This window comes from Croceitalea sp. P059, from assembly GCF_031846365.1.
GTDB lineage: Bacteria > Bacteroidota > Bacteroidia > Flavobacteriales > Flavobacteriaceae > Croceitalea > Croceitalea vernalis.
The window spans coordinates 472,501-495,247 of record NZ_JAVRHW010000003.1 but is presented as its reverse complement, the minus strand read 5'-3'; the positions used below and the strand labels follow the sequence as shown (position 1 = coordinate 495,247).

Annotated in this window: 16 protein-coding genes and 1 rRNA gene; 7 read left to right on the top strand and 10 right to left on the bottom strand. The window is 35.8% G+C overall.

The features are described 5' to 3' along the window. Positions 1-15 precede the first annotated feature (15 nt). Together RM542_RS12425 and RM542_RS12420 are read left to right on the top strand one after the other, a co-directional pair. Positions 16-315 (top strand): hypothetical protein, encoded by a 300-nt coding sequence (locus RM542_RS12425; RefSeq protein ID WP_311386061.1) that lies wholly within the window; start codon positions 16-18, stop codon positions 313-315. A gap of 227 nt (positions 316-542) precedes the next feature. Then, a complete protein-coding gene (locus RM542_RS12420; RefSeq protein ID WP_311386060.1) occupies positions 543-1,295 on the top strand; it encodes a Two component regulator three Y domain protein in 753 nt (250 codons plus the stop codon). Between the two features lie 53 nt (positions 1,296-1,348). Here RM542_RS12420 and RM542_RS12415 read toward each other — a convergent pair whose 3' ends face one another. The 4 genes from RM542_RS12415 to RM542_RS12400 all read right to left on the bottom strand — a co-directional run bounded on the left by RM542_RS12415 (position 1,349) and on the right by RM542_RS12400 (position 6,269). After that, positions 1,349-2,779: a DASS family sodium-coupled anion symporter gene (locus RM542_RS12415; protein ID WP_311386059.1), complete on the bottom strand. Its 1,431-nt coding sequence runs from the start codon at positions 2,777-2,779 to the stop codon at positions 1,349-1,351. Positions 2,780-2,826: 47 nt separating this feature from the next. After that, positions 2,827-4,518: a lysine--tRNA ligase gene (lysS, locus tag RM542_RS12410; RefSeq protein ID WP_311386058.1), complete on the bottom strand. Its 1,692-nt coding sequence runs from the start codon at positions 4,516-4,518 to the stop codon at positions 2,827-2,829. 71 nt (positions 4,519-4,589) lie between these two features. Next, positions 4,590-5,132: a thioredoxin family protein gene (locus RM542_RS12405; protein ID WP_311386057.1), complete on the bottom strand. Its 543-nt coding sequence runs from the start codon at positions 5,130-5,132 to the stop codon at positions 4,590-4,592. Positions 5,133-5,225: 93 nt separating this feature from the next. Next, positions 5,226-6,269 carry a LuxR C-terminal-related transcriptional regulator gene (locus RM542_RS12400; RefSeq protein ID WP_311386056.1) on the bottom strand — a complete coding sequence of 348 codons (1,044 nt, stop codon included), beginning with the start codon at positions 6,267-6,269 and terminating at the stop codon, positions 5,226-5,228. 89 nt (positions 6,270-6,358) lie between these two features. Here RM542_RS12400 and RM542_RS12395 point away from each other — a divergent pair, with 89 nt between their 5' ends. From RM542_RS12395 to lipB, 3 genes are read left to right on the top strand one after another with little or no spacing between them, the layout of a single operon-like run. Next, positions 6,359-6,514, top strand: a complete 156-nt coding sequence (locus RM542_RS12395) for a YqaE/Pmp3 family membrane protein (RefSeq protein ID WP_083467550.1) — start codon at positions 6,359-6,361, stop codon at positions 6,512-6,514. Between the two features lie 6 nt (positions 6,515-6,520). After that, positions 6,521-7,267 (top strand): hypothetical protein, encoded by a 747-nt coding sequence (locus RM542_RS12390; RefSeq protein WP_311386055.1) that lies wholly within the window; start codon positions 6,521-6,523, stop codon positions 7,265-7,267. A gap of 23 nt (positions 7,268-7,290) precedes the next feature. Next, positions 7,291-8,007, top strand: a complete 717-nt coding sequence (gene lipB, locus RM542_RS12385) for a lipoyl(octanoyl) transferase LipB (protein WP_311386054.1) — start codon at positions 7,291-7,293, stop codon at positions 8,005-8,007. Positions 8,008-8,034: 27 nt separating this feature from the next. On the opposite strand, the gene RM542_RS12380 is transcribed toward lipB, so the two are convergent. The 6 genes from RM542_RS12380 to RM542_RS12355 all read right to left on the bottom strand — a co-directional run bounded on the left by RM542_RS12380 (position 8,035) and on the right by RM542_RS12355 (position 18,678). Then, complete coding sequence (locus tag RM542_RS12380) at positions 8,035-8,733, bottom strand: hypothetical protein (protein WP_311386053.1); 699 nt, start codon at positions 8,731-8,733, stop codon at positions 8,035-8,037. 10 nt (positions 8,734-8,743) lie between these two features. Beyond that, positions 8,744-10,294 carry an OmpA family protein gene (locus RM542_RS12375; RefSeq protein ID WP_311386052.1) on the bottom strand — a complete coding sequence of 517 codons (1,551 nt, stop codon included), beginning with the start codon at positions 10,292-10,294 and terminating at the stop codon, positions 8,744-8,746. A 125-nt stretch (positions 10,295-10,419) separates the two neighbouring features. Next, on the bottom strand, positions 10,420-12,876 hold the full coding sequence (locus RM542_RS12370) for a DUF3352 domain-containing protein (protein ID WP_311386051.1): 2,457 nt from the start codon (positions 12,874-12,876) through the stop codon (positions 10,420-10,422). A gap of 32 nt (positions 12,877-12,908) precedes the next feature. Beyond that, positions 12,909-13,511, bottom strand: a complete 603-nt coding sequence (locus RM542_RS12365; RefSeq protein WP_311386050.1) for a ribonuclease HII — start codon at positions 13,509-13,511, stop codon at positions 12,909-12,911. 11 nt (positions 13,512-13,522) lie between these two features. Next, entirely contained in the window at positions 13,523-14,275 is a 753-nt protein-coding gene (locus RM542_RS12360; RefSeq protein WP_311386049.1) for a hypothetical protein, read from the bottom strand. Then, entirely contained in the window at positions 14,272-18,678 is a 4,407-nt protein-coding gene (locus RM542_RS12355) for a thrombospondin type 3 repeat-containing protein (RefSeq protein ID WP_311386048.1), read from the bottom strand. Before RM542_RS12355 ends, RM542_RS12360 begins: the two co-directional genes overlap by 4 nt. A 168-nt stretch (positions 18,679-18,846) precedes the next feature. Here RM542_RS12355 and RM542_RS12350 point away from each other — a divergent pair, with 168 nt between their 5' ends. Both RM542_RS12350 and RM542_RS12345 read left to right on the top strand, forming a co-directional pair. After that, positions 18,847-20,868 (top strand): putative porin, encoded by a 2,022-nt coding sequence (locus tag RM542_RS12350; protein ID WP_311386047.1) that lies wholly within the window; start codon positions 18,847-18,849, stop codon positions 20,866-20,868. Between the two features lie 311 nt (positions 20,869-21,179). Continuing rightward, a 16S ribosomal RNA gene (locus tag RM542_RS12345) occupies positions 21,180-22,701 on the top strand. Positions 22,702-22,747: the final 46 nt, after the last annotated feature.

Genomic DNA, 22,747 nt, shown 5'->3' with positions numbered 1-22,747 from the left:
TGAAAATATATTATTATGAAATATAGAAAATACATAGCAATTGCTTTTATCGGAGCGCTTTTCTTGCCTTTATTGAGTGCTAAAGCAGAAAAGACACCAGTTGAAAAATTTAATATCAAATCAATAGTTTTTGTAGAGCAAGAACAAGAAGAAGCATTTGATTTTGATACTGCTGATTATTTACCGGAAGAATTTAATGCCTACGATTCTAATGAGTCAGTTAATTCATTAAATTTTATAGAAAACGATGTTATCGATTTAGGTTTTGATACGACAGACTATTTGCCTGAAAATTTTAATCCGTACGGTAAATAGAACGATTCATTCTATAGTAAAGGAATACAATATTTTAAGAGCCTCGATAATAATCGAGGCTTTTTTGATAGTATTTCATCGAAAAAATGGGAATATAGTAGAATACAAACCTCAATTTTACCTACTTTGAGAAGCTAATTAAACAGTTACACCACATTTTATTGTATTTAGTCGATACATTTTTGAATTTAGTGTTGTTGTAGCTTGACCAAATCAAATTATAGATTATGAAAACATCAAGATTATCTACCTTACTAGTAATTTTAGTCTTATTCTGTGCCAACCTACTTATTGCTCAAGATGAAGTAAGTCAACGAGAAGTTATTGCTTTATTAGAGTTAAAAGCCAAAACTAAAGGTCATCAATGGACCAATCAATGGGATGAGAGCAAACCCATTTCTACATGGCATGGTGTTACAGTTAAAAATGGTAAAGTTGTTGGTTTAGATTTATCTAACAACAACCTTCAAGGTAAAATTCCGATTACCATTGGTAATTTAAGATATTTAGAAAGTCTGAATTTATCCAATAATAGTATTAAAGGTAAAATCCCAGGTTTATTTAGAAAGTTTGATAATTTAAAAGCTGTTGATTTGGGTAAAAACGAATTGGTAGGCAATATTCCAAACACGATAAACAAACTGCAAAGTTTACAAGAATTAAATCTTAGTGATAACAAGCTTGAGGGTACTTTACCAGAAACAATTAACGAGCTGTCAAAGCTAAACACTTTAGCTCTCGCTAACAATGATTTGGATGGTGCAATGCCATCTGGAATGGAAAATTTAAAGAAGTTGAAAAAACTATATCTTTCAAACAATGAGTTTTCAGATATGAACGGTTTGAGAACCTTATCTGAACAACAATTAGTATTGACTGATTTCAAATTAAAAGATGGTGCTGTATTACCTATTGACTTTACTCAATCTCAAGAAGGATTATCAAAATTAGAATTTGAAGATTACGAGGAAGAAAATTAGTGCTTTAATCCCATAATATTTTAAAAAGCTCCATAAAATGGGGCTTTTTTTATTTAGAATAATAATGGTATTACAAATTGAAATACAACAATTAGTAATGCAACTGCTATTAAATTGAGAATGATACCAACCCGAGCCATTTCAGGTACTTTTACATACCCACTGGCAAAAACTATTGCATTCGGAGGTGTTGCCATAGGGAGCATAAATGCACAACTACTAGCCATCGTTACTGGAATCAACAAATAAAGAATTGGAATTTCTAAGCCTATGGCTATGCCTGCAACGACAGGCGCTAAAACTGCCACCAATGCCACATTACTCATTAATTCTGTCATAAAAAGCATCAAGAGAATAAGTAATGACGCTGTTAATAAGATACTTATTTCACTACTAGCAATGGCATTTGCAACCAAATCTACAATACCGCTAACAGACATACCTTTAGCCAAAGCCAAACCACCACCAAAGAGTATTAAAATTCCCCATGCCAGTTTTGAGGTATCTTTCCAATGAATAATAAAATCCCCTTTCTTTATATTATAAGGAATCGCAAATAACGAGATAGCCGCAAAAATGCTAATCATGGTATCAGAAAGCCCTAAATCAGGAAAAATTTTATTTATAAGGGTTCTAAAAATCCATAAAAAAACGGTTACACCAAAAATTATTAACACCATTTTTTCTTTTCCTGAAGTTGAGCCAAGTTTTTCAAGTTCTACTTGAATCACTTCTTTTGAAGCATTAAATTTCAAGTCTCTATTTGGGAACATCCATTTTACCAATACTAAATAGGAAATGGAAATCATTACAATGGAAAATGGCAGACCTAAGGTCATCCATTTTAAAAAGGAAATTTGAATGTTATATTCATTTTCTAAAAGACCAATAAGAACAGAATTTGGCGGTGTTCCTATTACAGTTGCAATTCCACCAGCGTTGGCTGAAAAAGCAATTCCAAGCATGACACTTAGCGCAAAATTTTTATCATTCTTAGTAAATCCATCTTCATCATTAATCAATAGATTGATAACTGATAATGCAATGGGTAACATAACAACAGTACTGGCGGTATTGCTAATCCACATACTTAATGATGCAGTAGCTATCATAAAACCTAGAACTACTTTATTTGGAGTAGTACCCGTTAATCGTATAATATTTAAAGCGATACGCTTATGAAGGTTTACTTTTTCTAAGGCTAAAGCCATAACAAATCCACCAAAAAAAAGAAACACAATGGGGCTACCATAATTAGCGCCAACTTCTGCAATTGGTAATATTTTTAGTAAAGGAAAAAGTAAAAGTGGCAATAAAGCAGTTACAGAAATGGAGACAGCTTCTGAAATCCACCAAATAAGCATCCAAACTGCAACGGCAATGACATTATCTCCCTCTGCAGAAACTAGTTGAAATGGTAGATTGATTAGAATTAAAAATACGATTGGCCCAAAAATCAGGCCTAGTTTTTTGCTTAGTTCCATGATGATTCTAAACTAGGCTATTTTTTGGAAATAATAAAAAATAGATTTTAACCAACTTTTTTTGCAAACAATCCGTCATCGCGTTTTTCAACAACGAATATCCCCAACTTTGATAGATTTTTAGTGCTTTTATCCCATTTTTTACCGCTAAGACCAGCTTTATTTTTTAATTCTACTAAAGGTAATTCTTCAACAGTTTTAAGCAAATCCATGATGACTTTCTCCTCATCAGTCAATTCAATTGCTTTTTTCTCAGGTCTCATTTGAGGGAAGAATAAAACTTCTTGAATTGATGAATTATTGGTCATTAACATCACCAAACGATCAATACCAATGCCAATACCAGAGGTTGGTGGCATTCCATATTCTAAAGCTCTTAAAAAGTCTTGATCAATGAACATTGCCTCGTCATCACCTTTTTCAGAAAGTTTTAATTGCTCCTCAAAACGTTCACGTTGGTCAATAGGGTCATTAAGCTCAGAATAAGCATTAGCCAATTCTTTACCATTAACCATAAGCTCAAAACGCTCCGTAAGAGCCGGATTTTCTCTATGTTCTTTGGTTAACGGACTCATCTCTTTTGGGTAGTCGGTAATAAAGGTAGGTTGCACATAAAAGTGCTCGCATTTTTCGCCAAATATTTCGTCGATCAGTTTACCAATACCCATGGTGTCATCAACCTCTAATCCTAATTTTTGAGCAACTTCACGCAATTCAGCTTCGTTCATTCCAGCAACATCAAAACCTGTGTGCGTCTTTATAGCATCTAAAATAGGTACTCTGGCATACGGAGCTTTGAATTCTATTTCGTTTTCCCCGACAGTAATTTTTGTACTGCTATTGGTATCTAAAGCAATTTTTTCTAATAATTGCTCAGTAGTATCCATCATCCAATTGTAGTCTTTATATGCAACATACAGTTCCATTACAGTAAACTCAGGATTATGAGTACGATCCATGCCTTCATTTCTAAAGTCTTTAGAAAATTCATATACTCCATCAAACCCGCCAACAATTAGTCTTTTTAAGTATAATTCGTTTGCAATACGTAAGTATAATGGAATATTTAAGGCGTTGTGATGCGTTAAAAAAGGTCGCGCAGTTGCACCTCCAGGTATAGGTTGTAGAATAGGTGTTTCAACTTCTAAGTACCCCTTTTCATTATAAAACTCTCTAATACTATTAGTGATTTTTGTACGCTTGATAAAGGTTTCTTTAACCTTCGGATTTACAACTAAATCAACGTAACGTTGACGATAACGCAATTCGGGGTCGTTAAATTCATCATACGAATTGCCATCGGCATCGACTTTTGGAAGTGGTAACGGCCTCAATGCTTTACTAAGCAATGAAAAGTTTTTCACCATAACGGTTTTTTCACCAACTTGAGTGGTAAAAAGCTCTCCTTCTATACCAATAATATCACCAATATCCAGTAATTTTTTATAGACATCATTGTAAAGGCCTTTGTCTTCTCCAGTGCAGATTTCATCTCGATTAAAATAAACTTGAATTCTGCCCTCACTATCTTGAAGTTCAGCAAAAGACGCTTTACCCTGAATTCTTCTTGACATTAACCTTCCAGAGATTACTACTTGATTACCTTCAGAAAAATCATCTTTGATACTCTTTGATGTAGCATCAACAGGAAATAAAGCCGCAGGATAAGGGTTAATACCTAATTCACGAAGCTTAGTTAGTTTTTCTCTACGTACGATTTCTTGTTCCGATAACTGCATTCTAGAAAGCTATTAAAAATTAAAGCGCAAAATTACACTTTTGCGCTTTAACTATGGCAAACTAGATTGTTTCACTTAGAATAATTCGGCTTATAAGTTTCACTAGTTAAAATTGCTAACATATCTTCTTCTAAAGAGGCAAGTGGTCGTTCAACTATTCTATTGATTTCTTTGCCATTTTTAAAGAAGATAAGCGTAGGGACTTTTATAATATTCAGTCCTTTTTCTTCACCGCTTGGGCTTTTTTTGTAGAAACCTTTTCTTCTATCAAGTGCAATAATCTCTAAATTTTCTAAAGGGAATTGTGCTTGCTCCAGAATTTTTACCATCCTAGGCATTTCACGTTTACTATCACCACACCAGGTTCCTAAAAAGAGTTTGAGTTGGTAACCTTTTAATTGTTTTTTGAGTAGCTTGGTTAAGGACTTATCAACGGAATAGTTAACGTAAGAACTATTGAACCAGTTTTTATATGGCTCACTTTGAAGTCCTATCAAATTAATAGGTCCTACGAGAAATTGATGACCTTTTTCTGTTTTAATTTCTTGATTGAGTTTTTGCCCAAAACTTAGGTTGACACTCAGGAATAAGATAATAAGAATACTTGCTTTCATGATTTTTAGTTTTGATTCCAAAAATCATTTTTTAAAAGCCTGCTAACGGGTTATACTAGGTTGATATTCGTACTAGTACCCCGGTTGAATTTGCTAAAAAAGGGCTTTTAGTTCTTCTCTTGAGGTAACGTTTAACTTTTTGTATATGTTATTAATATGTGTTTTTACGGTACTTAGGCTAATAAATAATTCCGCTGCAATCTCTTTGTTTGATTTACCTAGCCCAATTTTTTCTATTATTGTTTTTTCCTGAGTAGTAAGGGTGTCGAAATATTTTTTATTGTTTTTACGCTCTTTTTTTCGGTAAAATATATAGGCAATGGTAAGGCCTACAACACCAATCATGATGTATACAATGTAATCTGATAAAACGGAAATGAATGATGTCGTGGTATCTTCGGGCATTATTTTATCCGCTGTGATCTCTCTTTGAAATTGTGTTGTAAAAGAAGTATTTGGATACTTGTTTTTTAATCTATTTAATAACTGGATATAATATTCATTATGTTGAAGATGATTTAGATAAAAAGCATGTGTTTCACTGGCTCTATCAGACAAAAAATTATAGATATAGAGTTCTGCTACAGGTTCACCCGAGTCAATACCGAACTTTTGTAGTCTTGAAAACCATTTTTTGAAGTTTAAATCTTCATTAGCTTTACTTGGGTATTCTAGAAAGTCAAGAATCATTTCTTCTCTAAGAGTATTAATTTCTAAAATAAGGGTCGAGGTATTATTGGTAGAATTGATTTCGCATAATGCTTGATTATTAGCTAAGAGCGGTATCGAAATGGTATCTCTATTCTTTGCTAAAAACAAAAGACTTTCTGTGTAGTTACATTCTTTTAAAAAATGAGCGGTTTTTTCGCTGGTATAATTACAATCATCAATGTGAATGCGATATAAATGATTCTTATCTGATAAATTATCTCCTTCAAATCTAAAGGATCCAAAATTATCTGTGGTTGTAGTACTTATGATTTGATCTAAATAAATTCGAGAGCTTTTTCTATAATTCTCGACAATAGATAAATACACTGTTTGATTTTTGTGATCATCAGAAAGTTGCCCGTTGAATTGGTATTGCCCAAACATTACAAGTGGAGTACATAAAAGCCAAAACAAAAGTGTTCTCATACAATAGAAATCATTTAAAAATAATGGTTTTTTATGTAACAAATGTGGAGTTTTGAATACTTATAAAGTACATCAATCAAAATCATTATATGAGTTTTCTAAGAGTTTTATTAGCCATTATTTTCCCACCTTTATCAGTCATTGGTAAAGGTTGTGGTTCTTTCTTAATTGTACTACTTTTAACCTTCTGTGGCTGGGTTCCAGGTGTAATTGCAGCACTAGTAATTTTAAATAATCCCAATTAGGTTTTTATGAAAAAAATAAAATATACTGTAGCGATAATTTGTGCATGTTTTATTGTTGCATGTAATTTTACTGAAGAGGTTTATTTGAACGACGACGGTTCTGGTAAGCTATCAATTAATTTTGACGCTAATGAAATGATGGGAATGTTAAGTTCTTTGGATACTCTAAAACAAGAGAAATCGATGGATTCGACCATTGTATTCAAAGATTTTTTAGAAGAAAAAAAGGACAGTATTTCAAAATTACCGCTTGAAGAACAAGCAAAACTTAAAAAACTAGAACCTTTTAGCATGCATATGGTTATGGATCCTGAGGTTGGTGAAATGAAGTTTGAATTGTTCAGTGAATTCAAAAATATCAATCAGGTGAATGATGCGTTCAATGCTTTTCAAAATGCAAGCTCTATTGGTCCTATAGCTGGTGCAGGTAGTAAAGCAGGTCCGCCAATGCCTTCTTCAGAACCTACGACCAAAGTCAATTATAATTTTTCTAATAATAAGTTTACAAGAACTACCGAGATTGTAAACCAAGAGCTATTCGAAAAAAGTTTGGATAGTCTTGCAAGCGCTGAAATGTTTTTGTCAGGTTCTACATATACTTTCAAGTATCATTTTCCTAGACGAGTTAAAAATGTTAATGTTGAAGGCGCTACATTTTCTATGGATGGAAAAACCATGATTTATGAAGTGAGTTTCCTTGATATGATGAAAACTCCAGAAAAGCTAATTTTAGAAGTAGAATTAGAAGACTAAGTTTGGGTTCGTATCTTTGCCTGATGAATAAAAAGGTTCTTTTACAAGATTTAGGACTCAAAGATTATAAAGAAACTTGGGACTATCAAGAACTACTTTTTAAGGAGATAGTTGACTTAAAAATTAAGAATAGGAGAGAGGCGGCTGGCCTTCAAACTCCAAACCATTTTCTATTTGTAGAACACCCTCACGTTTACACCCTTGGTAAAAGCGGTGATATTAATAACTTGCTTATTGATGAAGCAAAGCTTAAAGAGAAAGAAGCTACATTTTATAAGATAAACAGAGGTGGCGATATTACTTATCACGGTCCCGGTCAAATAGTCGGTTATCCTATTTTAGATTTAGATAATTTCTTTACAGATATTCATAAATATCTTCGATTTCTAGAAGAAATGGTTATTCTAACCTTAGCTGAGTACGGCATAAAAGCAGAACGCTCAGAAGGGGAAACAGGTGTTTGGATAGATGTTGGTACGCCATTTGCCCGTAAAATTTGTGCCATGGGTGTGCGTGCTAGTAGATGGGTAACCATGCATGGTTTTGCGCTTAATGTAAATTCAGACTTAGGTTATTTTGATTTAATGATACCCTGCGGAATAAAAGATAAAGCTGTCACTTCCTTAAACGTTGAGTTAGGTCAAAAGGAAGTTGATATGAACCAAGTCAAACAAAAATTACTACAACATTTTGAAGTACTTTTTGAGGCTAATTTGACAAAACAAAAAACCCCGGCATAAGCCAGGGTTTTTGTGTTATCATAAAAATTATTTTGAAAAACTAGTCAGTTCCATTCTACTTTCTAATTTCCCTTTCTTATTGTAGGTTTCTTGTTTAACAATTCCAATACCTTGTGCCAGCCATAATTTATCTGATATGGTAACTTTAGCCATCATGGCCTTACTCAAGATGTCTGCAGTTATTACCATGCAATCAAAAGTGCCAGCTGGTGTCGTCACAGATTCTTGGGCGACTACTTTTCTATTAGTAGTTTTAGCTTCAACTTTCATTTTCATACCACTAATACTCATTGCAATATTGATATCAGCGTCTTTTAATTCTTGTCCAACACTTAGATTATTTGGCAATTCAATGTCAGTTCCGGTAATATCCATTTCAACGTCCATGTCTTTATATTGTTCTACCATTTGGTTTGGCATTAAACTATTGAAATCTATACGAATACCCTCACCAGTACAGGTGAAATTATAATCCATCTCAAAGGTTTCACTTTTCTTACTACCTTGATAGTTTATGTTTAATGAGGCTATGGTTTCGCTTCCATTTGTAGTTACTTCCTGAACTTTGTAGTTTGATGTTCCATTCACCTTATCTTTTTTATCATAAAGTTTGTAAGTGAAAGTCGCACCTTCAACCATAGGGTAAAAAGAACTACAATTGTCTTGGGCTTTAATTACAGTAAAACTTATTAATGCAATTAGAATAATAAATTTTTTAAGTTTCATAGTGTATTTGTTATTGTTTAATAAATTCTACTCTTCTGTTCTTGGCTTTACCGTCAAGGTCAGTATTCTCTGCTACTGGTTCAGTTTCACCTTTACCTTCAGTGGAAAGCCTATTGTTAGCAACGCCATAAATAGTCATTAATGCAGTTTTAACAGCATCTGCTCGGTCTTTTGAAAGTCTCATATTAGCGTCATCTGCACCGTCACTATCAGTATGGCCAACAATTTTTAAGTTAATGGTAGCATCTTGTTGAAGAACTTGATAAATCTGTCTGATAATACCCATTGATTCAGGCTTTATGTTTGCCGAACCAGAATCAAATAAGATACCGTTAGTAGAAATTCTACCTTCAGAAATCAATTGTCGTCGTAAATCAACTCCACCTTCAGCTACTTTGAGATTACCTAAAAAAAGACGTTCCTTAGTATCTTTAAATCCTTCTAGTTTGAATTTTAAAGTAGTTACTCTTGTTTCAGTAGGCATTATACGAGGAATATCTACGTACTTCGTTTCATTTACCCAAAGACGAAATCTCTGTTTGTTGACTGCTATTGAAAAATGCGGTTGTTCTAAGACTGCTTTTCGAATATCTGCTTTAATTGAACTGTTAATTCCTCCATTTGTTCTATTTATATGATTGTTCATTGAAATGCCCGAGGCAACATATTGTACATACGGAATGGAAGTTCTTACATAATTATCACCCGTTTTAAATTTTGGATCATCACTTAGTAAAACGCTTAACCTTCCTGAAGAAGAAGTACGATTATCTATACCAACGACCCTGGTGTCAAATTCAATGGTGTATTCTTCTGGAAGTTCGGGTACATCTGGTATATAAAAAATATTGTATCCTGGTTTCAATTCTAACCATTTGGTGGAAGAATCTCCAAGGGTTACAACCTCGCCATTTCCGTTGGTGTTCCACATTGCAGGGAAATCTCCAATAAAGTCATTGGAAAAATCATCAAAAAATAGTTGTTCGTCGCCCGGTACAAAGTCAAATTTGCTATAAACCTCTAAAGTTTTTGGTTCATTTGGCGTCTCATCACCAGTATTTTCATTGCTCTGCTCAGACGTTTTAATAGTTGAATCTGATGAGTTGTTATCTTGTTCAGAAGTGGTTTCAGTTTCTTCTTCACTACTACCGCCTTTTTGTTGGTTTAATAACAATTCCTTAGATGTTTTTATACTGTATTTTAATGCTTTTTTGGCTCGATTTATTTGTAAAGTTGCTTTGCTTTGTTTTAACACACCTATGCCGTCAATATCAGATAGAATATCAGGGGCGCTGTCACTTAGGCCTGTAACATCATCTAAAGCTTGTTCAAGTACATCTATGTCCTCATCGGAAAGAGGAGTGCCTGCTTGGGCGTAACCATCATACATATAGACCTTGTCATAAAGGTCGAAGGACTCTCGAACAAAAGTGTCTACGCTATTTACACCAACTCTACTGCTAGGGCGTTTGAGTTTTTTGGTTTGGGCTTGACCAACTAGAGAAAAAATAAAAAAAGCCAGAAGTGCTAATAGCGGACTGCTATTTGATAGTGATTTCATTTTGTTTTAACATTTGATAAGAAGTGACTTAAGGTATGAAAAATACCATTGCGAAAACTATGAAAAATTCTGTTGAATTGTTTTTTGAGATGTATGTTTTGTATTAAATCTTGTATAAGAAGTTGTTAATTCATCTTGTAGACGATAATGGAGTTTTCTTGGTCTTTGGCAACAAATTCTAATTTTCTATCTCCATCCATATCTACCAAATCTATTAGCGAGTTACCGTAAACTGGGAAGTTAGCAATTGATTTTGCCTGGCTATCAAAAAGATAAATCTTTTGATTTTGCAAGTCAGTAACACTAACATAGATTTTATCATAGATATAAAATATTTTTGGCGCGGTGAAGACCCCTATTTCTAACTCCACTTTTTTTCCTTTTATGCTTAAAATGTTCTCATTCATTAAAGCCAGAGTCTTGCTAGTTGCGAACATCCCGTGATTTTCATTGAGATTGAAATTGGTTTTTGATAGTTTGCCCTTGGTGTCAATTTGGTGTAATACGCCTTTTTTATCTGTAACTGAAAATTTGTTTTTATATAAAAACAAATCATTATCCGAGAAATCAATTTTGTCATTGACTTTTAAGCGTTGTTGACCCGCGCGATGGCGAATAGCGAGCGAATTGTTGTCCAAGGCAAAAATGAGATAATCTTTTTTAGCAATTCTAAAATGCTGAGGTGCCTTTATGATGCTACTATTGGCCTCAGTAAATTTAAACCCGTCTACGATTTCTGCTTTGCTATTATACATGTATACTTTTCGACCTTGGGTAACTACAAAACGATAATTCTTTGTGTTTTCGTAATCAAATACCGCTAATGGATTCAAATTACCGCCTTCAAATTTTTTATTGAAAGGTGAGACTTCTTCTCCGTTTCTATCCAAAACAAGAAACTGATTGTTGGTACAAAAAGCCAATTGTAATTTTCCGTTTTTAAAAATATCTACCTGATATATTTTTCCTCGAATTCTACCTTCTAATTGTTTTTTCCATAAGACTTTACCTGTAGTAGAAATCAGGTATAAAAAGTTATCAGTGTCTTGAACAATTATCTCTTGTTTATTCGTACGATGATTTTTTACAAACTTGGGATCAATAGCTAAATCGGTGTCTAGCTCAAGAGTAAACAATGGTCCTACACTATTATTTTCAACAGTTTTATTGATTTTGGATATTAGTGCTGTAGAATGATAAAAATTTTGATCAGCAACTAATTGTCCAGCAAAAGTGTAATCGTCAAACTTGATTTTTTTAAAATCATCACTTAGCGTTTGGTTGAAATCATTATCTAAAAAGTATTGTATCCCTTTTTGGTTAGCTAAAAAGAGTAATGAAGACTCATTGGCTAATGAGGTCATCGCTGTTTCGTAAGTTCTAGAGGTATTAAAGGTATTTCCGCTTTTAACATTGGCAATGATACTTTGAATAGTTTCTTTATTTGACGCAAATACAAATGAGTTAGAGATAATCGTAGCGTAATTGTTTTCAAAGTCTCTGATTAAAGGGTTAAATGCCTTTGATAACCAGTTCTTATCTTTTATTTCAAATAATTCATTGCCTTGATAACTTGAGGTTTCACCTGATAAATTCGATATTTTTTCTGACAAACCCTCCCCGCCAAAAGTATTAAGAACAAAAGCCTTTTTCGAATTCATGTAAATAATACCGACTTCCTCTACTGTATTAAAAATTGTGTCTTGACTTTTAACTTGGTCCAAGTATGACTTTTGATTGTTTAAAAAAACTTCATAATTACCAAATGCATAAGACACAAAACCGTCTGCGTTTTTTGGCGCTATTTGAGAAATACCATTAGCTAAGGGTGTAGTCCCTTTAAATAAGTTGATAAAATTCTTGGTGCTATCATTGGCAAGCGCCACTCCACTTAATGTTAAAGCGTTTTGATTAGTGGTAAAATCTACAGCGACCCAGTTGGCAAATTGTTTTGGGTTAACTTTTGTAGATTCTTTCAAAAGCCCAGAGAAAATAGTGCTATTATCCTTTAAATTGATAAAAATGGAGGCGGCTTTAGTTGGGTCTGCTGTGGTATAAAGCTTTTCTAAATGTTCATTAGTTGAGTTATTATATCCAGCTCTTATCGAATTTTCAAGAAGCATTAAAGAGGAAGTGACAATGATTTTTTCTTCGATTATTATGCTGAAGAACTCAGAAGTTTCAAGCTGATATTTATTAATGGTTTTATTTTCATAAGTCAATTCTTCAATTCTTTTATTGGCAACATTATCTAAATCAAAAAACTGAGGGTCTTTTTCTGCAATAAAGAAAAATTCAAAATTGTTTTTCCCAAGTTCATAAAAAGCAATAGTACATGTGGTTTCTGGGTTTAAAAAATTGATACCATCAATTTTGTTGCTAATGGTTTGGTAAAGTCTTGTTTTATCTATTTTTGATAATATTTCACTATTCTTAAGCTCACTTTTAAAGTTAGAAAGCGTATTGACTTTTAAAACAGCTGCTGCATTTTGAGGTAGAAATGATAATATGGAGTCTGTTGTTGTTTTTTGTTCTGTGCAAGCTAATATCAGCACAAAAAGGAAGACTATTTTGAATTTCATTGATTCAAGTTTGAACAAAGTTACAGTCTTTGTTAAAACTCAAAAGCTATTTGCTCAGGTAATTGTTTGAAACTTTTTCTATGGTATTTTGTTAAACCATATTCTCGAATGGCATTCCGATGCTCTTTTGTAGGATATCCTTTATTCTTTGCCCAATTATACATTGGAAACTCTTCATGAATCTTTTTCATGTAGGCATCACGGTAGGTTTTTGCTAATATAGATGCAGCGGCAATGCTTAAAAATTTACTATCACCTTTGATGATACACTCATGTGGAATTTGTTGATAAGGCTTAAATCTGTTACCATCAACAAGTATCAATTTAGGTTTTTCTTTGAGCTGATCTATTGAACGATGCATGCCTAATATGGAAGCATTTAAAATATTAATAGCATCAATTTCAGTTTCAAAAACGTGACAAACGCCAAAGGTTAGTGCCTCTTTTTCTAGTATAGGTTTAAGTAGGTCTCTCTTCTTTTCAGAAAGCTGTTTGGAATCATTGATAATACTATTTTGAAAATTCTCTGGAAGAATAATAGCAGCAGCAGTGACCGGGCCTGCAAGGCAGCCCCGGCCAGCTTCATCTGTGCCTGCTTCATTTGGGTATTTGAAATTTGATAATAGCTTACCCAAACTAAATATTATTAGCCTATCTTAAATGAAAAAACCTCAGAAGAAGAAGTATTTCCAGCGCTGTCCGTTGTAACAACTATCCAGTAGTAAGTAGCTCCCGAAACAACGGTTACATCCGCTACAGTAGTCTCGGTCACTGAACCAATCGAAGTAGTTGGTTCGGCCTCAGTTCCAAAAAACACTTCATAACTAGCGATATCATTATCAACATCACTACCACTCCATTCTAGATTTACGGCCGTTGTGCTCATTGGTAAATTCACCCCTCTTGCCGGAGCTATTGCTTCAGCTGGGAAAGGCGCATAATTTTCAACCCCCGGGCCTTCGTTGTAAAAACGGAATGTACCACTATCCGCAGTATCACGGGTACCATCAGCACGAGAAGTAATAAACCAAGAATAGGGCACACCGCGTAGAATGGTAGCGGTAACTTCATTAGTGTCTGAATTAACAAACGTAGCTGAATTGGTATTCAAGTTTGTTATAGTCACGGTATAGCGATCTGTGTTTTGAGACGCGTTCCATTCAAAAGTAACTGCGCTAAGGTTTTCATCATTTACATCAACAATACCGGTATTACACTCGGTATTGTCTTCAGGAAATATCAAAGTGGCCGCACTCGGTGCTGGAATTACCGGCTCATCATCACCACCCCCTGTTGGCGGTGGAGTAGGTGTATCATCACCAGAACTGCTGCTGCTGCAACCAACCATAAAAATAACAGCCGTTAATATGCTTATATATCTAATTGTATTTAATTTCATTTTCTTAAGATTTTATAATTCAACAACGAATTGTCAGTTTTAATGTTAAGGATGTAAATACCCTGCGGCAAACCACTAATGTTCATATTAATATATCCACCATTGGGTTTGTAAAAGTCACCCATTACTTTTCTACCATCTGTTGAGAAAATAGATGCTTGAATTTCATTAAATTCATCGGACCCTAAAAACACATTAAGGTTCTGACTGGTAACTGGGTTTGGATATACAAGAATCTTATCACTTAAAACAATGGTTTCTTCATAAGTGCCTTGACATTCTTTATCAGTTCTAACTGAAAGAACATTTTCAACATTTTTCAGCTGTAATGTAATTTCATCTTCTGTCGTAATAAAAGCTTCACCGTTCAATTCAATTAAATATTCTCTACCTCCTTTTAAACTAAGTACCACTTCGCTTTTGAGCGAACTCACTTTAGAACTCACGCTTAAAGGCTCTGGTTCTGTAATAGTAATATCAAAACAAAGTTCGTAGCCGGCTTGACCTTCTACTGTTAGGCATAAGTTATAATTGCCCGCAGATAAATCATTAAAAGTAGTCTCATCGGAAAAGGCTGCAGCCGTTGCCATAGCATCAGTATCAGTTAGTGTTGCAGTATAATTGAGTGCAGTATCAAGAGCACTAACATTTACAGTTCCATTGTTAGAGGCAATACACGATTCTCCAGTACTTCTAACGCTAAAATTATTAGCAGGTAATGTGAAGATTACACAGCCATCAACATCGACAATGGAATCTGCTGGTGTTTCCGCACAAATATCAGCATCGTTCGGTACGCCATCACCATCAATATCATCGTCACAAATATCACCAATTCCATCACCATCAAAATCTGCTTGGTCTGGATTAGCTGTAAACGGACAATTATCATCAACATCTAAAATACCGTCGTTATCATCATCAGAATCACATACATCGCCCTCACCGTCACCATCGTTGTCTGCCTGGTCTGCATTGGCGACTAAGGGGCAATTGTCATCAACATCTAGTATGCCATCATCATCATCATCATCATCATCGGTGAAGCCTTCCATGACAAAGTCATCAACGATAGCCCCTTCTTCGAATACAGCTTGATCAGAAACAAAGATGATTCCAAATTGAATATTGGTTTCTGCGGTTAAATCCGTTTCTCCTATACCTGCATTTCGAACAAAATCATAAGTATATTTAGTCATTGTTGCATTGGTTCCTGTCCATTGGGCTCCCGGGCAGTTAAAACAGTTGTTGTCGGCTCCTGAGGTTGCATTTGTTCTATCGCTTGTATACCAGTTGGGCTGACTATTCACAGAACCGAGCACTGCTGCATTTTCCCAATTATTGGTAGTGTAGATAACATAAACAATATCCCAATTTTCCTCAAGCTCATAAGCCATTTGAAAGCTTAATTTAGGAGCTATAATAGAAGACATGTCATAACAAGGGCTATATAATATAGAAGTCGTTTCATCGGTATGATCACCGTCTAGGTTTGTTCCATATACCTGTGTTCCGGAACTTGCTGAATTTAATAACGTTCCTTCAGGTACGCCACGTTCCCATAAAGAAGGTACATCTAAAGGAGTAGTGCCTACTATTGTTAAGAGAGGGAATTGAGGGTCTAAAGCGGTAATACCTCCAGTATTGAAAGCAAATAAGGAAGTGGCTTCCGTTTCCATATCAAAAAGCTCTTGGCTGGAACCTGCTCTATTGGTAACAAAAACACTTGCTTGACCATCATTGTTATCATCGAAGGCATCATCTACAATATCCACATTTACTTTTAATAGTGAGCTTTCTCCTGCATTTATACTAGCGAGTGGTGGTAAACTAAATAAAGCAGTTTCTCCACTAGCAATCACGTTGGAATACGTAAAATTTTCATCGGCATTACCATTGATGTTATAGGTAACAATAACCTCGGTAATATCATTTACCCCATTATTTTCAACGGTAACCGTTGCGTTTACATCGTCACAAGTAACCCCAGCTGTCACATCAGTTGAGACCTCAACAATCTTAATGTCATTAGCTGCTACTTCAAAAGGTATGGGAGAGGTCCATACACCTGCACCATAAGTACCGGCAATAATAAGTCCTTGGTCTAAGTCTATTTCTAAGTCAGCTACCCCCATATTTGGTAAGTTGGTAGAATACTGTTCCCATTCTGTTAAGGTATCATCCGTACGAAAAACGCCTAAGCTCGTTCCAACATAAATCGGATTATTCGCAGCTCTACCTTGATGAACGATACTAAAATATGCCTGATCTGTCGGTAGGTCATAGGTGATATTTTCAATACTTACTAAGGTGTTGCCATCAACTGTAACTTTAAATACACCTCTTTCAGTAGGTTGACTAGAATCAGGAGTTATACCTACAGTCCTTGCCGTCGTTAAATAAATAACACTTTCATTATTACTATTAATGGTAATGTCAGAAATTTGAGTTGCTATCGGTATAATATCATCATTAGCATCTCGCTCATTAAGTACTATAAAATTAGCTCCTGCGTCTTCACTTCTGTAAAGTATTCCAGCATCAACGGCGTAAATAATCTGTGGGTTCTTTTGATCAATTTCAATATCATCAATATTACCATTAGTAAAGGCATCTGTTGTAGCTTCCCAAGATGTTCCTACTAATTTATACATTGTATCAAAACCTGAGTATACCGTACCTTCACCATCTATGGCTAAAGGGGTCACCCAGTTTCCTTGTGCAGGTGAACCTACCGTGGTAACTGTTTGGCCTAAATCATCTGTTATCCATAAGAATCCAAATTGTGAAAAACCATAGGCAAGGCTGCTATTGGTCGGGTCTATTTCGTAATCCATACCATCACCTCCAGAATAAATATTCCAGGAACCATTATTGTACACAAATCCGGAATTATCTTGGGTTCCACCTACTATGATGTCTGCATTATTTTTGGCAATACCAATACGATAGAATTGAGTAATATCTAAACCTTCATTTTTACTGGTGAAAGTAGCACCGCCGTCATCACTTACATAAATACCACCATCAGTACCTACGAAAAGGTTGCCGTTAAAAAACTTAAAAGTATGGTTGTCAACGTGCGTGTAAGCTGGACCTACGTTATTGTCGTTGCTGTTTAACCTAGTAAACGTGTCTCCACCATCAGTTGTTTTCCAAATATTGATGGCACCGGTATAAACTTCATCCGCATCTGTTGGAGAAACCGCAATAGCCAAGTCATACCAAGCTTGATCTCTTTCTATAAGGTCTGTTTCGTTAAGGGTTTGTGTAAAAGTTTCTCCACTATCAGTAGATTTAAACAAACCTTGATAACAAGTATCACAGTTAAAGATGTCTGAGAATAAAAGATAAAGAACATCAGGGTCTGCCGGTGAAACACCTATGACAGCACGTCCACCATCATCTGGTAGGATATCGGTAATTCTATCAAAGGAATCACCTCCATCGGTAGATTTAAAAAATACAACATCGCTACTACCAGTAGTTCTGGTTTGTCCTGTAACGGCGTAAATTGTATTAGGATCACCTGGTTTTAATCTAAAATCAGTGATGTTCCCAGTTCGTTTTACTTCCCAAGTTATACCACCATCAATTGATTTTTGAAGGCCTTGTGTACCACCAACCCAAAGAATGTTAGAATCTGTAGGGTCAATGAAAATTTCATTAAGTTGATCAAAGTTTTCTTGAGTGTCTGGCCCTAAGCCGGTTGGAGCCCATGTCAGTCCAGCATCTTCACTTTTAAAAACACCAATACTATAGTTGTCACCAGCATCGTCATCTCCAGTAGCTATAAAAATAGTATTGGAATCATTAGGGTCTACAGCAATACCAGAAATGCCTATCTGAGGAAACTCTTGAAAGGTGTTAATCCAATTGTCACCGGCATCAGTTGATTTCCAAAAACCACCTGAAGGCGCTCCAACATACCATATATCTGGGTTATTTGGATCAACGGCAATCGCATTTACACGACCTACACCAGGTTGTCCAAAACCAGATGTTCCTTGTGAACTGGTTGCCAAAGAGGTCCAATTACTTGTTGGATTTACTGGGCCTGCACTATTCTGCAATTGTTCCCAAGTCTCCCATTGTTCTTTTGCTGTTGGCAAAAAACCATCTGGTTTTACAAAATGAGACCAGTAGTTTCTCCAACGCATAAACGGTTTAAATCCGCTGCCCTGTTCTTTACTCTTTTCTTCTTTTCCTTTCCAATAGTTGTCAAAGGCATTTGTAATTTCAGCAAAAGTGTAAACTGGTGTTTGAGCAGTACTGCCTGCTCTTCCTTTTGTTACTTGTGCATTTTTCTCTTTCAATTCTTTCATCCAAGGAGCATTCGCATTGTATTGAGCGAATGTGAAACTTGAGATCAAAAAACCAAGCAATAGTAATTTTTTCTTCATTTGATTTTTTTTAGCTATCGAGGGGTTAAAATATGGAATTTTTTAGGTTTTTTTAAGAAATGCAGATTTTTTTAGGTAAAATCATAATTGACCTACAGTTTTTTGAATAAAACTTTCACATTTCGTTACGAACAAAATTAAATACCTTTGTCCCTCCAAGCAGTTTAAATGAAGTATTATTTCCTGTTCTTATTCTTTGTCGGTCTTGTTTATTCATCTTATGGGCAAACTGATTCTACAGCTACTTTAAAAGAAAAAGAAATTATCAATAATCCAAGACTAGGACAGTTGGATTCTCTTGGTGGAAGAAAGACCAAAGAGAACTATGGAAATAAACCAGATGGTTTAAAAATTGAAGATTACAAAATCATCTCAAACAACAGAGACACGACATTTTTAGATACTACCTTAACCTTAAAAAAGGAGTATCGGTATAATTTTTTGCGTGAGGACGATTTTGAGTTCATGCCATTTTCTAATATTGGACAACCATATAATGCACTGGGTGTGAATCTTGAAAATAAATCCATGTACCCAGGTATTGGGGCTAGGGCTAGACATTTTGGCTTTTTTGATGAAGATGATGTTTATTATTACAATGTACCCACGCCAATGACAGAGCTTTTTTTTAAGACCACTTTGGAACAAGGACAATTGTTAGATGCTTTATTGACCTTTAATACTTCACGAAGACTTAATTTTTCTATAGCCTTTAAAGGTTTCAGATCATCAGGTAAATACAGATTTGACCAGGCTGAGTCTGGTAGTTTTAGAACCAGTTTTAATTATCGTACGGCCAATAATAGGTATTGGCTTCGTGGGCATTACGCTTCTCAAGATATCGAAGCTGAGGAGAACGGTGGTTTGTCAAATAAAGAAGATCAATTTGAATCTGGTAACGAAGACTTTATTGATCGTTCTCGTATAGATGTAGTGTATACAAATGCGACGAATAGAGTGCTGAGTAAACGCTATTTTTTAGATCATCAATTTAATGTGGTGCGACCTAAAAAGGATAGTTTAAAAACAAGATCGACCCTTCTTGCAATTGGTCATCAATTTAATTATGAATCTAAATTTTATCAATTTCTCCAAAGCTCAGCTTCCTCAACTTTTGGAGAGAATGTATTAAGTAGTCCTATAAACGATAAGGCAACCTTAAAAACAATGTTTAATCAAGTTTCCGCTAAATTTTCAAATGAAACATTAGGCAGCCTATCAGGTAGCATTAATCTTTATAATTACCAATATTTCTTTAACAGCCTCTTAATAACTGATGAACAAACTATTCAAAACAAGATTGATGGTGATGAGATTGCTTTAGGTGCAGATTACAAAAACACCATAGGAAAACTTTTTCTACAAGGAAAATTGCGGTACAATCTTTCAGGCGATTTAACTGGAACTCTATTTGATGGTTTTGCCAAATATCAGCTAAATAACAATAATAGCCTAACAGCTGCTATACATGGTTCTTCTCGAGCTCCAAATTTTAATTTTTTATTATATCAAAGTGATTACGAGAATTTTAATTGGCAGAATACAGAACGTTTTGAAAAACAACAAATACAGACCTTAACTTTTGGTTTTGATTCTAAACTATTCGGAACTCTTGAAGCTAAATATTCCGCTATTGATAATTATACCTTTTTTGGGCTCGATGATTCCATTACAGATGATGACTTTGAAAATGATTTAGAAAATGCTTTTGTAAGACCTAAACAAGAATCCAATACAATTACCTTTTTAAAGGTGAAATATAACAAAGAGTTTAAGTACAAAAAATGGGCTCTGAATAATACCCTTATGTATCAGAATGTCGGACAAGACAATCAGGTATTAAATATTCCAGATTTTGTTACAAGAAATACCCTATATTATTCTGATGATGTATTTAAAAAGGCTATGTACATTCAGACTGGGGTAACCTTCAAATATTTCACTTCATATAATATGGATGCCTATCATCCATTATTAGGTGAGTTTTATGTTCAAGAGCAAGAAGAGTTGGGAGCTTTTCCAATGATTGACTTCTTTATAAATGCCAAGGTTAGGCAAACGCGCATCTATTTAAAAGCAGAGCATATTAATACAATTTGGAGCAAAGATTATAATTATTACAGTGCGCCAAATTATCCATATCGAGATTTTGTTATTCGTTTTGGTTTAGTTTGGAATTTCTTTTCATAAAATTCAGCAAAAATTAGAGCTCTTAGCAACTGAAAATCAAGGGGGTATTTTTTTAATTAAAAAAGAGTCAAAAAAATAGTTGTTTTTGTTTTGTCTGGTTAAAAAAAGGTTTTTATATTTGCACCCGCTTTGCCGATGAGGTGAGTGTTAAAGGAGATAAAAACCGTAGGGGTTTTTATTTTTTTTGAGAAGGAATGAAGAAGTTCATATACATATTGGAATAGACAGCGTAGAAGAGAATAAATAAAACCATTTTGAAGTCAAAGAACTTAGAGGGGTTGATGTAGGTATCGCGAGATATTTAACGATCAACAATGAAGAGTTTGATCCTGGCTCAGGATGAACGCTAGCGGCAGGCCTAACACATGCAAGTCGAGGGGTAACAGAGGTGCTTGCACTTGCTGACGACCGGCGCACGGGTGCGGAACGCGTATGGAACCTACCTTTATCAGGGGAATAGCCCAGAGAAATTTGGATTAATGCCCCATAGTACTGTTTGATTGCATGATTAAATAGTTAAAGATTTATCGGATAAAGATGGCCATGCGTACCATTAGTTAGTTGGTAAGGTAACGGCTTACCAAGGCAGCGATGGTTAGGGGCCCTGAGAGGGGGATCCCCCACACTGGTACTGAGACACGGACCAGACTCCTACGGGAGGCAGCAGTGAGGAATATTGGACAATGGAGGAGACTCTGATCCAGCCATGCCGCGTGCAGGATGACGGCCCTATGGGTTGTAAACTGCTTTTATACAGGAAGAAACCTTTCCACGTGTGGAAAGCTGACGGTACTGTAAGAATAAGGACCGGCTAACTCCGTGCCAGCAGCCGCGGTAATACGGAGGGTCCGAGCGTTATCCGGAATCATTGGGTTTAAAGGGTCCGTAGGCGGGCCTATAAGTCAGGGGTGAAAGTTTGTGGCTCAACCATAAAATTGCCCTTGATACTGTAGGTCTTGAGTTATAGTGAAGTTGCCGGAACATGTGGTGTAGCGGTGAAATGCATAGATATCACATAGAACACCAATTGCGAAGGCAGGTGACTAACTATATACTGACGCTGATGGACGAAAGCGTGGGGAGCGAACGGGATTAGATACCCCGGTAGTCCACGCCGTAAACGATGGATACTAGCTGTCGGGACTTCGGTCTCGGCGGCCAAGCGAAAGTGATAAGTATCCCACCTGGGGAGTACGTTCGCAAGAATGAAACTCAAAGGAATTGACGGGGGCCCGCACAAGCGGTGGAGCATGTGGTTTAATTCGATGATACGCGAGGAACCTTACCAGGGCTTAAATGTACATTGCATAGCGTAGAGATATGCTTTTCTTCGGACTATGTACAAGGTGCTGCATGGTTGTCGTCAGCTCGTGCCGTGAGGTGTCAGGTTAAGTCCTATAACGAGCGCAACCCCTACCGTTAGTTGCCAGCATGTAATGATGGGGACTCTAACGGGACTGCCGGTGCAAACCGTGAGGAAGGTGGGGACGACGTCAAATCATCACGGCCCTTACGTCCTGGGCCACACACGTGCTACAATGGCCGGTACAGAGGGAAGCCACCACGTAAGTGGGCGCGGATCTATAAAACCGGTCACAGTTCGGATCGGGGTCTGCAACTCGACCCCGTGAAGCTGGAATCGCTAGTAATCGGATATCAGCCATGATCCGGTGAATACGTTCCCGGGCCTTGTACACACCGCCCGTCAAGCCATGGAAGCTGGGAGTGCCTGAAGTCCGTCACCGTAAGGAGCGGCCTAGGGCAAAATCGGTAACTAGGGCTAAGTCGTAACAAGGTAGCCGTACCGGAAGGTGCGGCTGGAACACCTCCTTTCTAGAGACGATGCGCCTAATTGGCCCCGTTTTTTGACTAAGGAGTG

Excerpts from the sequence above, each read along its gene's own strand:
- RM542_RS12420 (WP_311386060.1), top strand. The coding sequence starts at position 543 with ATGAAAACATCAAGATTATCTACCTTACTAGTAATTTTAGTCTTATTC.
- RM542_RS12380 (WP_311386053.1), bottom strand. The coding sequence starts at position 8,733 with ATGAAACTTAAAAAATTTATTATTCTAATTGCATTAATAAGTTTTACT.
- RM542_RS12350 (WP_311386047.1), top strand. The coding sequence starts at position 18,847 with ATGAAGTATTATTTCCTGTTCTTATTCTTTGTCGGTCTTGTTTATTCA.
- RM542_RS12375 (WP_311386052.1), bottom strand. The coding sequence starts at position 10,294 with ATGAAATCACTATCAAATAGCAGTCCGCTATTAGCACTTCTGGCTTTT.
- RM542_RS12405 (WP_311386057.1), bottom strand. The coding sequence starts at position 5,132 with ATGAAAGCAAGTATTCTTATTATCTTATTCCTGAGTGTCAACCTAAGT.
- RM542_RS12425 (WP_311386061.1), top strand. The coding sequence starts at position 16 with ATGAAATATAGAAAATACATAGCAATTGCTTTTATCGGAGCGCTTTTC.
- RM542_RS12395 (WP_083467550.1), top strand. The coding sequence starts at position 6,359 with ATGAGTTTTCTAAGAGTTTTATTAGCCATTATTTTCCCACCTTTATCA.
- RM542_RS12355 (WP_311386048.1), bottom strand. The coding sequence starts at position 18,678 with ATGAAGAAAAAATTACTATTGCTTGGTTTTTTGATCTCAAGTTTCACA.
- lysS (WP_311386058.1), bottom strand. The coding sequence starts at position 4,518 with ATGCAGTTATCGGAACAAGAAATCGTACGTAGAGAAAAACTAACTAAG.
- RM542_RS12360 (WP_311386049.1), bottom strand. The coding sequence starts at position 14,275 with ATGAAATTAAATACAATTAGATATATAAGCATATTAACGGCTGTTATT.
- RM542_RS12415 (WP_311386059.1), bottom strand. The coding sequence starts at position 2,779 with ATGGAACTAAGCAAAAAACTAGGCCTGATTTTTGGGCCAATCGTATTT.
- RM542_RS12370 (WP_311386051.1), bottom strand. The coding sequence starts at position 12,876 with ATGAAATTCAAAATAGTCTTCCTTTTTGTGCTGATATTAGCTTGCACA.
- lipB (WP_311386054.1), top strand. The coding sequence starts at position 7,291 with ATGAATAAAAAGGTTCTTTTACAAGATTTAGGACTCAAAGATTATAAA.
- RM542_RS12390 (WP_311386055.1), top strand. The coding sequence starts at position 6,521 with ATGAAAAAAATAAAATATACTGTAGCGATAATTTGTGCATGTTTTATT.
- RM542_RS12400 (WP_311386056.1), bottom strand. The coding sequence starts at position 6,269 with ATGAGAACACTTTTGTTTTGGCTTTTATGTACTCCACTTGTAATGTTT.